A 13641-nucleotide genomic window follows, 5' to 3' on the forward strand; every position below is an offset into this window, starting at 1 on the left:
CAAAAAATGCCACCCGAGGGTGGCATTTTTCATTGCTGAGCGCCGAAAGACGCCGAGGCCGCTTTACTTAGCGAGCTTCGCGCGTGCGGCGGCAATCGCACGCTGCACCTGCGCCGGCGCGGTGCCGCCGATGTGGTTGCGGCTGGCGACGGAGCCTTCGAGCGTGAGGTATTCGAAGACGTCTTCTCCGACGAGCGGCGAGAACTTCTGCAATTCGGCGAGCGAGAGATCGGCCAGATCGATGTCGCGGTCCGAGCAGATCTTCACGGCGTGAGCGACGATCTCGTGGGCATCGCGGAACGGCAGACCCTTCTTCACGAGGTAGTCGGCCAGATCGGTGGCCGTCGAGAAGCCTTGCAGCGCTGCGTTACGCATATTGGCTTCGCGCACCTTGATGCCCGGCACCATGTCCGCAAAGATGCGCAGCGTGTCGATCACGGTGTCGACCGTATCGAACAGCGGCTCCTTGTCTTCCTGATTGTCCTTGTTGTACGCCAGGGGCTGGCCCTTCATCAGCGTGAGCAGGGCGATCAGGTGGCCGTTCACGCGGCCGGTCTTGCCGCGCGCCAGTTCCGGCACGTCCGGGTTCTTCTTCTGCGGCATGATCGAGCTGCCCGTGCAGAAACGATCGGCCAGATCGATGAAGCCCACGCGCGGGCTCATCCACAGCACCAGTTCTTCCGAGAAGCGCGAGACGTGCGTCATCACGAGCGCGGCGGCGGCGGTGAATTCGATGGCGAAATCGCGATCCGACACGGCGTCGAGCGAGTTCGTGCAGACCTCTTCGAAGCCCAGCGTTGCGGCCACGCGCTCACGATCGATCGGGTAGCTCGTGCCGGCGAGAGCGGCAGCGCCCAGCGGCAGACGGTTCACGCGACGACGCACGTCGAGCATGCGCTCGGCATCGCGGCTGAACATCTCGAAATAAGCCATCAGGTGATGCCCGAACGTCACCGGCTGTGCGACTTGCAGGTGGGTGAAGCCCGGCAGGATCGTGGCGCTGTGCTGTTCGGCCAGATCCAGCAGCGCGCGGCGCAGATCACCGAGGTGCGTGCCGATATTGTCGATTTCGCTGCGCAACCACAGACGGATGTCGGTCGCGACCTGATCGTTACGCGAGCGGCCCGTGTGCAGGCGCTTTCCTGCGTCGCCGATCAGGGCGGTCAGGCGGGCTTCGATATTAAGGTGGACGTCTTCGAGATCCAGTTGCCACTCGAACTGACCGCCTTCGATTTCGCCGCGAATCTGCGTCATGCCGCGCTGAATGTCGGCCAGATCCTGTGCGCTGATGATGCCTTGCGCGGCCAGCATGTCGGCGTGGGCGAGCGAGCCTTCGATGTCGAACAGCGCGAGGCGCTTGTCGAAGAACACCGACGCGGTGTAGCGCTTGACGAGATCGGAAACGGGTTCGGAAAAGCGTGCCGACCAGGCTTCGCCTTTCTTGTGGAGTTGGGAGGTCATTGTCGTAGCGTGGCCAAACGTGGAACGTAGCGGAACCGTGGCAAAGCACGGCAAACCGCAATTATACAGCCGCCGCGCCCGGGCCACGACTTCCGGGCGCGGCGATCTTGTTCGTTCGGGTTAGGGGGCCGTGGCCGCCATCGATAGCGTCCAGATGCGCGGCGGGGCCGACAGACACAGGCCGGACGTCGCTTCGTCGAACGCCGCCCGTTGCAGCGCTTCGAGCTTCGCCGCGTGGGCGATGCGTTCGCGGGCCTGATGGATGCGCGCCAGACGCGTCGGGTCGTCAGGCAGGGCGCACAGGCGACCGAGGTCGTGCAGCAGCGACATGCCGAGCTTATCGAGCGCCGGACGCAGGCGCGTGCCAAGGTCCACGGGCTCGCCCGGCGCATGGCCGTCACGCGCCCAGCGGGCCAGCAACGCCGTCTGTACGAGCTTGCCCGCGTCGATCTGGAGGCGGAAGAAGGTGCGGGCCTGCGCAGGCGTGAGACCGTACTGCGGGGCCTGCTCGCCCATGCTGTCGAGCAATGCCTGTTCGCGCGCTGTGTCCTGCACGGCCTTGCCCGAGCCGTACTTGTTACGTGCCACGGCTTCGCTGATCGCCAGCCGCTTGAGAATGCCGTTCATCAGCGGATCGAGTACCGGGTCGACGACAGGACGCGCCTTTGCTTCGCGTGACGGATGGGCGGGCGAACCCGCCATCGCCTGCGACACGAGACGCACCGCGAAACCGCGAACGCCATGCGGCGCGGCCGCCAGTGTGTGCGAGGGCAGGAGGCCGGTGTTCGGTTCGGCTAACGATGGCTCGGCGTTTTCGGTCCCTAAGGCCGGGTTGGCATACGCCATGTGCGTAGCTGCACTCAGTCCCAGCAGGGTAGAAGCGACGAACAACGTTGCCCGTCGTGTGAAGGTTGCGCGTTTGGATCGCCCGATCGAATCGGTATGCATGTTGGTTGCCCCCCGGCAATCTGGTCGAATGGGTCGAAATATAACGTCCAATCGGACGACTGTCGTTGGGGAGATTCCCAAGGGGGCGGCAAGCCGACTGGCTGCGCACCCCCATGCAAACCGCTTGCACCGGCCTCGCAGGCGGGACCGATGCAGGGACCTCGACGGCGGATCAGCCTGTGTTGCGAAGGCCCGCAGCAATGCCGTTGATCGACAGATGGATGCCGCGACGCGCCCGCTCGTCCGATTCCCCGGCGCGGTGACGCCGCAGCAGCTCGACCTGCAAGTGGTTGAGCGGGTCGAGGTACGGGAAGCGGTTCTTGATCGAACGCGCGAGCATCGGGTTGTCCGCCAGGCGCTCGTCGTGCCCGGTGATCAGCGCCAGCGCCTGCGACGTGCTCTGCCACTCGCCGACGATCCGGTTGAACACGCGCTTGCGCAGTTTTTCGTCGGCCACCAGCTCGGCGTAACGCGATGCCACGGCCAGATCCGTCTTGGCGAGCACCATGTCCATGTTCGAGAGCAGGTTCGCGAAGAACGGCCAGCGTTTGACCATCTGACGCAGCGTGTCGAGACGCTTGTCGCGACCCGCGGCGTCCGCCTTGCTGCCGTCGCCATTCAGATACGCACTCACAGCGCTACCGAACCCATACCAGCCGGTGAGCAGCAAGCGACACTGCCCCCACGAGAAGCCCCACGGAATCGCACGCAGGTCTTCGATGCGACGGTTCTTCGGATCGGAGAACTTGCGCGACGCCGGACGCGAGCCGATGTTCAGCTCGGCGATTTCGGCAATCGGCGTGGCCGAGAAGAAGTAATCGGTGAAGCCAGGTGTTTCGTAGACCAGATCGCGATACGCGCTGAACGCCGTGTCCGAGAGCGTCTGCATGACCTGCTCGTACGCGGCCAGACGTGGCGGCTGATTCAGACTCGGCAACAGCGTGGCTTCGAGCGTTGCGGCGACGATGGTCTCCAGATTGCGGCGTCCGATCTCCGGGTTCGCGAACTTGCTGGCGATGATCTCGCCTTGCTCCGTCAGACGGATCTGACCGTTCACGGTGCCCGGCGGCTGCGACAGAATGGCCTGATAGGTCGGGCCACCGCCACGGCCGACGGTGCCGCCACGGCCGTGGAACAGGCGCAGACGAATACCCTTTTCCTCGAACAGATGCACCAGCGCCAGTTCGGCCTTGTACAGCTCCCAGTTGGACGTGAGGAAGCCGCCGTCCTTGTTGCTGTCGGAGTAGCCGAGCATCACTTCCTGCTCGCCGCCTTGCTGCGTGACGACATCCGACATCCCAGGGATATCGAAGAACTCCCGCATGATGACCGGCGCATTGCGCAAGTCGGCAATCGTCTCGAACAGCGGGATAACCATCGCGCCGACCTTTGGCTCGACGGTTTTCGCGCCGTCGACGCCGAGCGCGCCCTGAAAGAGTCCCGTCTCCTTTTGCAGCAGCATCACTTCGACCAGATCGCTCACGGTCTCCGTATGCGAGATGATGTAGTTGCGAACCGCGCGTGCGCCAAAGCGGGCGCGGATGTCGCGCGCCGCCGAGAAGACGGCGAGTTCGTCGCGGGTGCGTTGCGAGTAGTCGAGGTACGGCGAGAAGAGCGGACGCGCCTCGCGCAGTTCGCGCAACAGCAGCGCAAGCTTTTCGTTCTCGTCGAGCTTGGCGTAATTCGCTTCGACGCCCGCCTTCGCGAACAACTCGGCAATGACCGCTTCGTGAATGTCGGAGCTTTGACGCAGGTCGATGCTCGCGAGATGGAAGCCGAACACTTCGGCGGCGCGCACGAGCGGCCCGAGCCGCTGCGAAACCAGCGCGCTGCCGTGGTGCGCCATGAGCGAGGCGACGACCGTGTTCAGGTCGGAGATGAACTCGCTGGCGTCGTGATACGGACTGGCGTTACCGACGGCACCGCGATGCGGCACGTGGCCGACCCAGTCGCGTGCGGTCGCGGCCAGTCGCGCGTACACGCCGATGAGGGCGCGTCGATAAGGTTCGTCGGTGCGGTGCGGCGAGTCGTCCGGCGAGCGGCGTGCCAGCGTGAGCAGGGCGTCGCTGGCACCGGCGAGCAGTTGCGAGACGGACAGCTCCGCCCCCAGCAAGTGCACCTCTTCGAGGTAGTGCGCGAAGATTTCCGTGGCCTGACGCGTGATCGCCAGTTGCAGCGTCTGCGCCGTCACGTTCGGATTGCCGTCGCGGTCGCCGCCGATCCAGCTGCCCATTTGCAGGAAGCGCCCCAGCCCCTCCGAGCGCACGCTCGGCACGGCGTCGTGCAGCTCGGCGGCAACGTCGTCGTACAGCGCGGGGATTTCGGACAGGAACGTGCTGCGGTAATACGACAGCGCGTTTTCGATTTCGTCGGCCACCGTCAGACGAGAGCTACGCAGCATGCGGGTCTGCCAAAGCGTCGTGACGTACGCGCGCATCGAATCGGTGTTACGCGACGACTCGCGCTCGGTGAGGGCGTCGTCACGATGTTCCAGCAGACGGGCGATTTCGCGCTCGGCGTCGAGAATGCTCTTGCGCTGAACTTCGGTCGGGTGGGCGGTGAGCACCGGCACGATGAGTGCGCTGGCGAAAAAGGCTTGCAGCGTGGCGGGGTCGTCGCGTCCGGCATCTTTCAGGCTTTGCAGCGCGGCGCTCAGGCTGCCCCGCTGGGCACGGCTGCCCGCGAGCGCGTGCACGCGGCGGCGGCGGTTATGGTGGCGGTCTTCGGCGATGTTCGCGAGGTGCGAGAAGTAGCTGAAGGCGCGTACGACCTGAATGGCCTGCTCGTTGGTCAGCCCGTTGAGCAGCGTGTCGAGCGCTTTGGCGGCGCTGCGGTCGCCTTCGCGGTGAAAGCGCACCGCGTTCTGGCGGATGGTTTCGACCAGATCGAAGGCGTCGCTGCCTTGTTGCTCGCGCAGCACGTCGCCCAGCAGGCGGCCGAGAAAGCGGATGTCCTCACGCAGCGGCGCGTCCTTGTCCTCACGCGAGCGGCGCGCTTTGGGCGCAGCAGCGGTGGAGGCGGACTTGTCCTGCCCGTTGGCCTTCTGGCCTGAGCGCGTGGATGGAGGGGATGAAACCGCGGCTGCTACCTTCGCGGGGGACGTCTTGCCGACCGACTTGGCCAGGCCCTCTTTCGGGGCTTTTGCCTTTGCGCTGCTCTTCATGTCGCTCCTCTCGAGACCAGCCGTTCGGGCCGGTCAAGCGTGTTACCATTTTTTCTTTTGGTCTTCACGCGGTTGCTGAATGAACTTCGCTTCTCCTGAAACCCTGGTGATCGCATCGCGCGAGAGCCGTCTTGCCATGTGGCAAGCCGAACACGTGCGTGACGCGCTGCACAAATTATATCCGCAGTGTCACGTGAGTATTCTCGGAATGACCACTCGCGGTGACCAAATTCTCGACCGCTCGCTCGCGAAGGTCGGCGGCAAGGGCCTGTTCGTCAAGGAACTCGAACTGGCGCTGGCCGACGGCCGCGCCGATCTCGCCGTCCACTCCCTGAAAGACGTGCCGATGCAACTGCCGGACGGCTTCACGCTGGCCGCTGTGCTTGAGCGCGAAGACCCGTGCGACGCCTTCGTCAGCAACGATTACGACAGCCTCGACGCATTGCCCGCCGGGGCGGTCGTCGGTACGTCGAGCCTGCGCCGCGAGGTGAGCCTGCGCGCCCGTTATCCGCATCTCCAGGTCGCGCCGCTGCGCGGCAATCTGGACACCCGTCTGGGCAAGCTGGACCGGGGCGACTTCGCGGCGATTATCCTCGCTGCGGCTGGCCTGAAGCGGCTTGGGCTGGGCAGCCGCATCCGCGCCATCATCCCGACCGACGCGAGCCTGCCGGCCGCCGGTCAGGGGGCGCTGGGCATCGAGGTGCGCGCCGGGCGTCCCGAAATCTTGCAATGGCTCGCACCGTTGCACGATGCCAACACTACGCTCGCAGTCAGCGCCGAGCGCGCCGTCTCGCGTGCGCTGGGCGGCTCGTGTCAGGTGCCGCTGGGCGCCTACGCCGAGTTCTCGCCGCAGGGCGAGCTGGCGCTGCGTGCCTTCATTGCGTCGACGGACGGGGCGACCGTGCTTCGTGCGCAAGGGGCCGGGCGCATCGCGCAGGGTGACGTGGCGAGTGCCGAGGCGCTGGGGCAGCGTGTGGCGCAGGAATTGATCGACGCGGGCGGGCTGGCGCTGGTGCCGCCGTCCGAACCGAAGGACTCAGCCGTTTGACGTCGCGCGCGCCGCGTGCGCCGACTCCGTCATCAGCCGCAGCAGTCGGTGCTGCCGGCACCGACCTTCGGGCCGTCGCATCGCCGGTTGCGCCGTGCGCGATCCTGACGCGGCCGGACGGACAGGCGCAGTCGCTGGCCGCACGGCTGCACGCCGAGGGCATCGATACGCTCGAATTTCCGCTGTTGCACATTGCGGCGCAGGCCGATCCGGCGGCGCTTGCAGCGCTGGACGATGCGCTGCGTTCGCTTACGTCGTACGCGCTGGCCGTCTTCGTCTCGCCTAACGCGGTCGCACACGCGCTGGCGCGATGGGTGCATCTGCAATCCCCCAACGGTAGGGCGGACGATCGCGAGACCGCCGTTCGCTGGCCCGAGACGCTGTCGTTGGCCGTCGTCGGCCCGGGCAGTGCGCAGGCACTGGCCGAAGCGGGTATTGCGGCCCCGGCGCATCGCGTGATCGTCCCGCCGGGCGGTCCGCAGGCACGCTTCGACTCGGAAGCGTTGCTCGAACAACTGGACCTGCCGGCGCTGGCCGGTCGCCGTGTGCTGCTGGTGCGCGGGGACGGCGGGCGCGAACTGCTGGCCGACACGCTGCGGGCCAATGGCACGCAGGTCGATATCGTGAGCGCGTACACGCGTCGTGCCCCCGAACCGGACGCCACCGCGTGGGCCGCACTCGAAGCCAGGCTCGTCACGCCGCAGCGGTGTGCGTGGGTGCTGACCAGCTCCGAAGCGGTCCGGCATCTGAGCACACTGTTGGCTGCACGCTACGGCACCCGCGACGGCGTGCATACGCCGGGCACCCCGCAGGTGCTCGCGCAGATCCTCAGTGCAGCGTGCTTTACATCGCATACCCGCATCGCGGATGCCGCGCGCTCCGCGGGGTTTGATAGGATTACGCAGTGCGCGCCCGGCGACGACAACTTGCTGGCCGCACTCAAAACATGGGCGGATCCCATTCAAGTCAAGCATGACGACAGATAATCGCGTTCCAGAGTCTTCCCAGAACCCGTCGGCGTCGACCGGCCCGACGGCACATTCCACAGCGACCGGCGGTGCGACGTACAGCACGGCCGGCAGCCCGCCCGCGTGGCAGCCACCCGAGCCGCCGCAGAAGCGTCGCGGCTCCGGGGCGGCGCTGCCCTGGCTGCTCTTCGTGCTTGTCGCGGCGGGCGCCGGTATCGGCGGTTGGTCGCTCAATCAGAAGCTCGACCGTGTGCAGCAGGAAATGGCGCGCCGTCAGCAAGCGGGCGACTCGCAGGTCATGCAGGCGCAGGTACGCACCGCGCAGGCGCTAGACAATCAGCGCGATCTCCAGAACCGGCTCACGGCGCTGGAGGGCCGCGTGTCCGACGCACGCGGCCAGCAGGCCGCGCTCGAACAGCTCTATCAGGAACTCGCGCATAACCGCGACGAATGGGTGCTGGCCGAGACCGAGCAGATCGTCACGAGTGCGAATCAACAGCTTCAACTGACGGGCAACGTGCGCGGGGCGCTGATTGCGCTCGAAGGGGCGGACGCGCGTCTGGCCCGCACGGGCGCACCGCAACTCGCCGGTGTGCGTGATGCGCTGAAGAAAGACATCGACCGTCTGAAGGCCGTACCGGCCGCCGATCTGCCGCAACTCACGGGCAAGCTCGATCAGGCCATCGCCATGATCGATACGCTGCCGTTGCAGGCCGAGGAGCAGCGCATCGCACCGAAGGCGGACGGCACCGGGCCCAGCGGTGCGGGCGAGACCGGCTGGACGGCGACATGGCACCGCCTGAGCGGTGAAATGCTCGGCAGTCTGAAGCAACTGGTGCAGGTGCGTCGTCTGGACGATCCGGACGTGATGCTCGTGGCGCCTGAGCAGGGCGCGTTCCTGCGTGCGAACCTGAAGCTGCGTCTGCTCAATGCGCGTCTGGCGCTGCTTGCGCGCAACGCGTCGGCGGTGCACGGCGACGTGCAGGTCGCCGAGGCTGCGCTCGACAAGTATTTCGATGCCAAGTCGCGCCGCATCGCCGCCGTCAAAACGCTGCTCGATCAGGTCGATTCGGGCTCGCGCACCATCGAACTGCCGAACCTTGACGCCAGCCTGACCGCCATCGGTCAGGTCAAGGACGTCAAGGAAAAGCCGTAAGGAGCCGGGCATGCGAGGACTGATCTGGTTGACGCTCCTGTTCGCGGTAGCGGCCGGCTTCGCGGTGCTGGCCACGTTCAATCACGGACAGGTGGTCATGCTGGTGCCGCCGTACCGTATCGACGTGTCGCTGAACCTGTTCGTGCTGGCGTTGCTGGCCTTGTTCGTAGCGCTGTACGTGATCATTCGCGTGCTGCGCAACATCTACAAGATGCCGGAACGCGTGGCCGCGTATCGCAATCGCCAACGCAGCCGTCGCGCGAACATTGCGCTGCGCGATGCCGTGGCGAATCTCTTTGCGGGACGTTATACGCGCGCCGAGAAGGCGGCACGCGAAGCGGCCGAGCAAGACGACAATCGTGGTGTGGCCGCGATCATTGGGGCACGTGCGGCGCATCGAATGCGCGAATTCGCACGGCGCGATGCGTGGCTCACCGAAGCGCAAGGGGCCAATCTGGAAGAAGCGCGCCTGTTGCAGACGGCCGAATTGCGCGTCGATACACGCGATGCCGAGGGTGCGCTCGAAGCGCTGACGGAGATGCGAGCGCAGGGCGCACGTCGTATGCAGGCGCAGCTCGTCGCCCTGCGTGCCCATCAGCATCTCAAGCACTGGCCCGAGGTGCTGAATCTGCTTAAGGTGCTGGAAAAGCGCGAGGCGCTGCATCCGGCATTGGCCGCCAAGCTCAAGCAGACGGCCAGCGAGGGCATTCTGCGCGACCATCGTCACGATGCCGACGCATTGCTCAAATGCTGGCAAGAACTGCCTGCCGACGCACGTACTTCTGCGCGCACGGCTGACGTCGCCGCCGAATTGCTGATTTCGCTGGACCGTCCGCGCGAGGCGCGCGATATCGTCGAAGCTGCGCTGGCCGAGCATTGGGATGGCCGTCTGCTGCGCCGCTATGCAGAGTGCGCCGGTGCCGATGCCTTGCCGCTCATCCAGAAGGCGGAAGCGTGGCAGCAGCGTCATCCGAACGATCCGGATCTGCTCTACGCGCTGGGCAAGCTGTGTCAGCATCAGCGTCTGTGGGGCAAGGCGCAGACGTTCCTCGAAGGGGCCTTGCGTCATACGGACGACCGGCATCTGCAACAGCGCTTGCATCTGGCGCTTGCGCAGCTCTTCGAAGGACTGGGGCAGATGGATCAGGCGAATCGTCACTACCGGGCGTGCGCTACGGCTTGAATGTTGTCGGGCCTGCAACGGCCCGGTTCACACAGCGTTTCCTTAGCGCCCGCGTACAGCGGGCGCTAACGTTTGTTCATGCTGCCTTGCACTGGCAACCGAATTCAAGGCGTTGCGGATTTTCGCCTTGTTCTCAGCATTAAAGAGTGTCGAGACGCTATTCGTTACGGTGACGATCACGGCTTTCCAGCGTTTGCCCGTAAGCGTTGCCAGATCCATGTGCGACGTCAATTTTTCGGTGATGAACGCACGCGCGTCCTCCGTCGCTACGCCTTTCAGAAATCCTTCCAGTGCTCTTATCCGAATCTGATCGTCTTCGCGCGAGCGCCCTTTTCCCCCGTTTCGATACTGCTGCCGGTCTGAGATGTTCGGGGCAGCGAGGCGGCAAAGTCAGCGGGAGTCTGGTTTTGCGTCGTGGTCGAGCTGGCGTTCGTTTCCGAAGTCTGCGGGGCAAGGGTGTTCGTCGAGGGGGATGCCGGGGAAATTTCCATCATGAACTCCTTGAGTTCGTTGGGAGGGATTTCATCGTGCGCCCGATCGTTGATGAACACCTTTGCCTTTCGATCACGATCCCGACCAGTTTTCGACGCGGTGAGCGAATCTTGAAAAGCCGCGTGGCAGCCGGTCAATCCATCATCGTGGTCTTATACTCGTCCATCACTTCCGCAAGCGTTTCCGCCATCGTTCCGGCCAGATCGTCGAAGCCACGGCGACGGCATGTCGAGCGCAGACCGTCGAGTAGCTGCGCGGATTCGTCGGGCGAGAACGTGAGATAAGCGAAGTCTGCGCGCGCCATGACGATATCGATCAGATGTTCGAGCAGTGCTCGTGCATCGTGCTCGGGCATGCCGTCGACGCGGTCGGAAATTGCCTCGATGGTGTCGTACATGTCGGCGCTGTGTAGCTGTTGATCGGGGTGCACGATGGCCCGCGCGACGGCGGCCATCGCGCTGCCGGGAGCGGATTTGAGCAACGCGTCCGTGAGGTCGCGCCACCCGCCGTTAATGACGAAATTGCGCGAGGCACTCACGACCGCCAACGCTGCGGGCCGCTGTTCGGCCTCCGTCAGCAACCGGATGAACCGGGCCATGGGCACGAGACGCTGCGCTCGCGGACACGCTTTCGAACGCTCCACGGCCGCGAGCAAATCGCTCCACGCGGCGGCGCGTGTGTTTGGGGGCACGTCGGCAATCGCGTGCAGCCGATGCGCGATCAGACGCTCGATGCTGGCAGACGTCGACGTTTGCGCGAGCGCCTGCGCACCGTCGCCGGAGAGCTTGTCGAAGGTCAGGAGCATGGCGCGCGCCGCAATCGCCGTCCGGTCTTCGAAGCGATACGTCAGGGCGACGACGCGCTCGAAGGCCGTCGTCCAGCTCTCTTGCGACTGCTCGGCTTCCAGACGTCGCAACAAGCCTTCCATCAACTGATGTGCATCGGCATAGGGGCTCTTGTCGAGCACCGCTTCGAGGGCGAGCGACTCCAACGTTGCGAACCAGTCCGACGTCTGCGCCGCCGGATCGCCAAGAATCAGCAGTGCTTTGCGCAATACGTGATCGGGAACCGGCGGGCTGGCGCGATATGAGACGCCGGAGGTCGACGGCTTGGGTTCGAGCGCCGGAATCTCATGCAGGGCGGCAAGGCGCTTCCAGCGCGATAGATGAAGGGACTCGTCAAAGCTGCCGAACGCTGTGGAAGCGTCTCGCTTTCCCATGGGGTGTGTCGGCACCGAAGGTGGCATGACCCAAGGTGGGCTGAGCGGTCGCTGGAGCGTCTGCCAAAAATCGTGGACGAAGGTGTGTGCGGGCGTGCCGGGGGCGGGCGTGCTGGACGACGCGGCTGTGGCGGGCGTTGCGGATGCCGTCGTTGTCGTATCGCCGTTGACGCAAGCGTGGCCGGACGGCGGGGAAGGGCTGAAACGCGGTGTAGGGAACAAGCGCGGACTCCTCGTCGTGGATAAGGGAGTCCGCACTGTGCCCTATTACCCGGTGTAGCACTTTGTCGCTGTGCTCAGGACTTTGCGGAATTGGCCGTTTCAGCGAATTGCACTACGCGTTAGCGGCAGACGACTTACTCAATGGCGGTCGCTTCGTTGCCCGAGCTTTGACGCAGCGGCAATTCCGGCAGTCGCGCGAGGGCGACGATGGCGAGTGCGGCGATCAGCGCACTGCCGCCAAAGAACGCACCGAACGCCAGCCGTAGATGGTCCTCCATACCGGCGGGGGCACCACCCGGGCGCAGAAAGTCGGTCAACTCGCGCGGTGCGCTGCCGTTGTCGCCCGCCACCAGCAGACCGACGATCAGCGCGCCGAACATCGCCACGCCGATCATCCCGCCCAACGCGCGGAAGAACGCATGCGCGGCGGTCGCGATCCCGATGTCGCGTGGCGCAACGGCGTTTTGCGTCGCCACGGTCATGACCGGCATGGCCGAGCCGAAGCCGATGCCCACGAGGCCGAGGCAAATGCCGATCACCGTGAGCGGCAGCGACTGCACGCCGAGCGCGATAATTGCGAGCCCGGCGAACGCCACCGGCAAACCGATCTGCGGCGGACGCTTGTAATGCCCCGTCTGACGCATGTAGTGCCCGGAACTCAGCGCGCCGACCACAATGCCCAGCAGGGGCAGGATCAGCATCAGCCCCGAGCTGCTGGCCGACTCGCCGCGCTGCAATTGCAGATACAGCGGCACGTAAATGCCGATGCTGATGTTGACCATCATCACCAGCACGGCCATCGTCGACGTCATGCGAAACACCGGATTGGCGAGCAGTGCGACAGGCAGCAGCGGCTCGCGCACCGTACGTTGATGGCGCAGGAATACCGCGCCGACGATCACCGTCGCGGCGACCAGACCGCCGATTTCCGCCGACAGCCATGCGTAGCGGTGTCCGCCCCACGTGAGCGCCAGCAGCAGGCAAACCGTCGACACGATCAGCAGCAGCGAGCCGAGGTAATCAATGCTTGGCTTGCCGGCGCGTCGCGGCAGGCGTCGCAGCGCACGATCGCTCAGATAGATCGCGAGTAGGCCGAGCGGGATGTTGATCCAGAAGATGAGCGTCCAGTTGAGGTACTGGGCGAACACGCCGCCGGTGACGGGCCCGGCCACACCGGAGACCGCGAACATCCCCGAGATATAACCTTGATAACGACCGCGCTCGCGCGGCGAGACGATATCGGCGATCACCGTGTTCGACAGGGCGATCAATCCGCCGCCGCCCAGCCCTTGCACGCCGCGCGCGACGATCAGCGCGAGCATCGAGGGGGCGAGTGCGCACAACACCGATCCCACCAGGAAGACGGTGACGCTCGCGGCGATGACGACACGGCGTCCGAACAAATCGGAGAGCTTGCCCACGATGGGCGTAATGGCCGTGGACGAGAGCAGGTAGGCGGTGACGACCCACGAGACAGCGTCGAAACTGCCGAGGTCTCGCGCGATGGTCGGGAGTGCGGGCGCGACGATGGTCTGGTCGAGCGAGCCCAGAAACATGATCAGCAGCAGGCCGGAGAGGATCGATTTGACCTCGGCGGGCGTGAGGGACGTTGCCGAGACGCCGGCCGGCGTCGTCTGTGAGTCGTTGGCGGACATGCTAGCGGATGAAGACGAATGCTTGGGGGAGCAAAAAACAAGCCGCCCCGGCAGGGACGGCCTGATTCACGCGAGACGTGCCAAACATGTTACTCCCGCAAGCGCCATGCGGCCAGAAGCCTCGTA

At 65.3% G+C, this 13641-nt stretch carries 12 protein-coding genes; 5 read left to right on the forward strand and 7 right to left on the reverse strand.

Going from position 1 to position 13641, the window contains the following annotated elements; genetic code table 11:
• Nucleotides 1-63 precede the first annotated feature (63 nt).
• From argH to ppc, 3 genes are all read right to left on the reverse strand, one after another.
• Entirely contained in the window at nt 64-1461 is a 1398-nt protein-coding gene (gene argH, locus PAN31117_RS11640; protein ID WP_039399986.1) for an argininosuccinate lyase, read from the reverse strand.
• Between the two features lie 120 nt (nt 1462-1581).
• Nucleotides 1582-2352: a gamma subclass chorismate mutase AroQ gene (gene aroQ, locus PAN31117_RS11645; protein WP_174990922.1), complete on the reverse strand. Its 771-nt coding sequence runs from the start codon at nt 2350-2352 to the stop codon at nt 1582-1584.
• A 229-nt stretch (nt 2353-2581) separates the two neighbouring features.
• Complete coding sequence (ppc, locus tag PAN31117_RS11650) at nt 2582-5572, reverse strand: phosphoenolpyruvate carboxylase (protein WP_150738329.1); 2991 nt, start codon at nt 5570-5572, stop codon at nt 2582-2584.
• A 79-nt stretch (nt 5573-5651) separates the two neighbouring features.
• Here ppc and hemC point away from each other — a divergent pair, with 79 nt between their 5' ends.
• From hemC to PAN31117_RS11670, 4 genes are read left to right on the forward strand one after another with little or no spacing between them, the layout of a single operon-like run.
• Nucleotides 5652-6620, forward strand: a complete 969-nt coding sequence (gene hemC, locus PAN31117_RS11655) for a hydroxymethylbilane synthase (RefSeq protein WP_150738330.1) — start codon at nt 5652-5654, stop codon at nt 6618-6620.
• A complete protein-coding gene (locus PAN31117_RS11660; protein ID WP_174990923.1) occupies nt 6617-7606 on the forward strand; it encodes a uroporphyrinogen-III synthase in 990 nt (329 codons plus the stop codon). Before hemC ends, PAN31117_RS11660 begins: the two co-directional genes overlap by 4 nt.
• A complete protein-coding gene (locus PAN31117_RS11665) occupies nt 7593-8744 on the forward strand; it encodes a uroporphyrinogen-III C-methyltransferase (protein WP_174990924.1) in 1152 nt (383 codons plus the stop codon). Before PAN31117_RS11660 ends, PAN31117_RS11665 begins: the two co-directional genes overlap by 14 nt.
• Before the next feature lie 10 nt (nt 8745-8754).
• Nucleotides 8755-9927, forward strand: coding sequence for a heme biosynthesis HemY N-terminal domain-containing protein (locus tag PAN31117_RS11670; RefSeq protein ID WP_150738333.1), 1173 nt, complete (start codon nt 8755-8757; stop codon nt 9925-9927).
• A 42-nt stretch (nt 9928-9969) separates the two neighbouring features.
• Here the strand turns inward: PAN31117_RS11670 and PAN31117_RS27125 are convergent, their stop codons facing one another.
• From PAN31117_RS27125 to PAN31117_RS11680, 3 genes are all read right to left on the reverse strand, one after another.
• Nucleotides 9970-10146 carry a hypothetical protein gene (locus tag PAN31117_RS27125; protein WP_174990925.1) on the reverse strand — a complete coding sequence of 59 codons (177 nt, stop codon included), beginning with the start codon at nt 10144-10146 and terminating at the stop codon, nt 9970-9972.
• Between the two features lie 77 nt (nt 10147-10223).
• The gene (locus PAN31117_RS11675; protein ID WP_150738334.1) at nt 10224-10478 is read right to left on the reverse strand and encodes a hypothetical protein; all 255 of its coding nucleotides are present in this window, start codon (nt 10476-10478) and stop codon (nt 10224-10226) included.
• Between the two features lie 74 nt (nt 10479-10552).
• On the reverse strand, nt 10553-11638 hold the full coding sequence (locus PAN31117_RS11680) for a hypothetical protein (protein ID WP_150738335.1): 1086 nt from the start codon (nt 11636-11638) through the stop codon (nt 10553-10555).
• Nucleotides 11639-11663: 25 nt separating this feature from the next.
• Here PAN31117_RS11680 and PAN31117_RS11685 point away from each other — a divergent pair, with 25 nt between their 5' ends.
• Nucleotides 11664-11918, forward strand: coding sequence for a hypothetical protein (locus PAN31117_RS11685; RefSeq protein WP_150738336.1), 255 nt, complete (start codon nt 11664-11666; stop codon nt 11916-11918).
• A 76-nt stretch (nt 11919-11994) separates the two neighbouring features.
• Here PAN31117_RS11685 and PAN31117_RS11690 read toward each other — a convergent pair whose 3' ends face one another.
• Complete coding sequence (locus PAN31117_RS11690) at nt 11995-13515, reverse strand: MDR family MFS transporter (RefSeq protein WP_150738337.1); 1521 nt, start codon at nt 13513-13515, stop codon at nt 11995-11997.
• Nucleotides 13516-13641 lie beyond the last annotated feature (126 nt).

The sequence above is a fragment of the Pandoraea anapnoica genome (assembly GCF_902459765.1).
GTDB lineage: Bacteria > Pseudomonadota > Gammaproteobacteria > Burkholderiales > Burkholderiaceae > Pandoraea > Pandoraea anapnoica.

What these genes read in the sequence shown, in the direction of transcription:
- PAN31117_RS11665 (WP_174990924.1), top strand. Translation starts at nt 7,593, where the DNA reads ATGACGACAGATAATCGCGTTCCAGAGTCTTCCCAGAACCCGTCGGCG.
- PAN31117_RS11680 (WP_150738335.1), bottom strand. Translation starts at nt 11,638, where the DNA reads ATGGGAAAGCGAGACGCTTCCACAGCGTTCGGCAGCTTTGACGAGTCC.
- hemC (WP_150738330.1), top strand. Translation starts at nt 5,652, where the DNA reads ATGAACTTCGCTTCTCCTGAAACCCTGGTGATCGCATCGCGCGAGAGC.
- argH (WP_039399986.1), bottom strand. Translation starts at nt 1,461, where the DNA reads ATGACCTCCCAACTCCACAAGAAAGGCGAAGCCTGGTCGGCACGCTTT.
- PAN31117_RS11685 (WP_150738336.1), top strand. Translation starts at nt 11,664, where the DNA reads ATGACCCAAGGTGGGCTGAGCGGTCGCTGGAGCGTCTGCCAAAAATCG.
- PAN31117_RS27125 (WP_174990925.1), bottom strand. Translation starts at nt 10,146, where the DNA reads ATGGATCTGGCAACGCTTACGGGCAAACGCTGGAAAGCCGTGATCGTC.
- PAN31117_RS11670 (WP_150738333.1), top strand. Translation starts at nt 8,755, where the DNA reads ATGCGAGGACTGATCTGGTTGACGCTCCTGTTCGCGGTAGCGGCCGGC.
- PAN31117_RS11690 (WP_150738337.1), bottom strand. Translation starts at nt 13,515, where the DNA reads ATGTCCGCCAACGACTCACAGACGACGCCGGCCGGCGTCTCGGCAACG.
- ppc (WP_150738329.1), bottom strand. Translation starts at nt 5,572, where the DNA reads ATGAAGAGCAGCGCAAAGGCAAAAGCCCCGAAAGAGGGCCTGGCCAAG.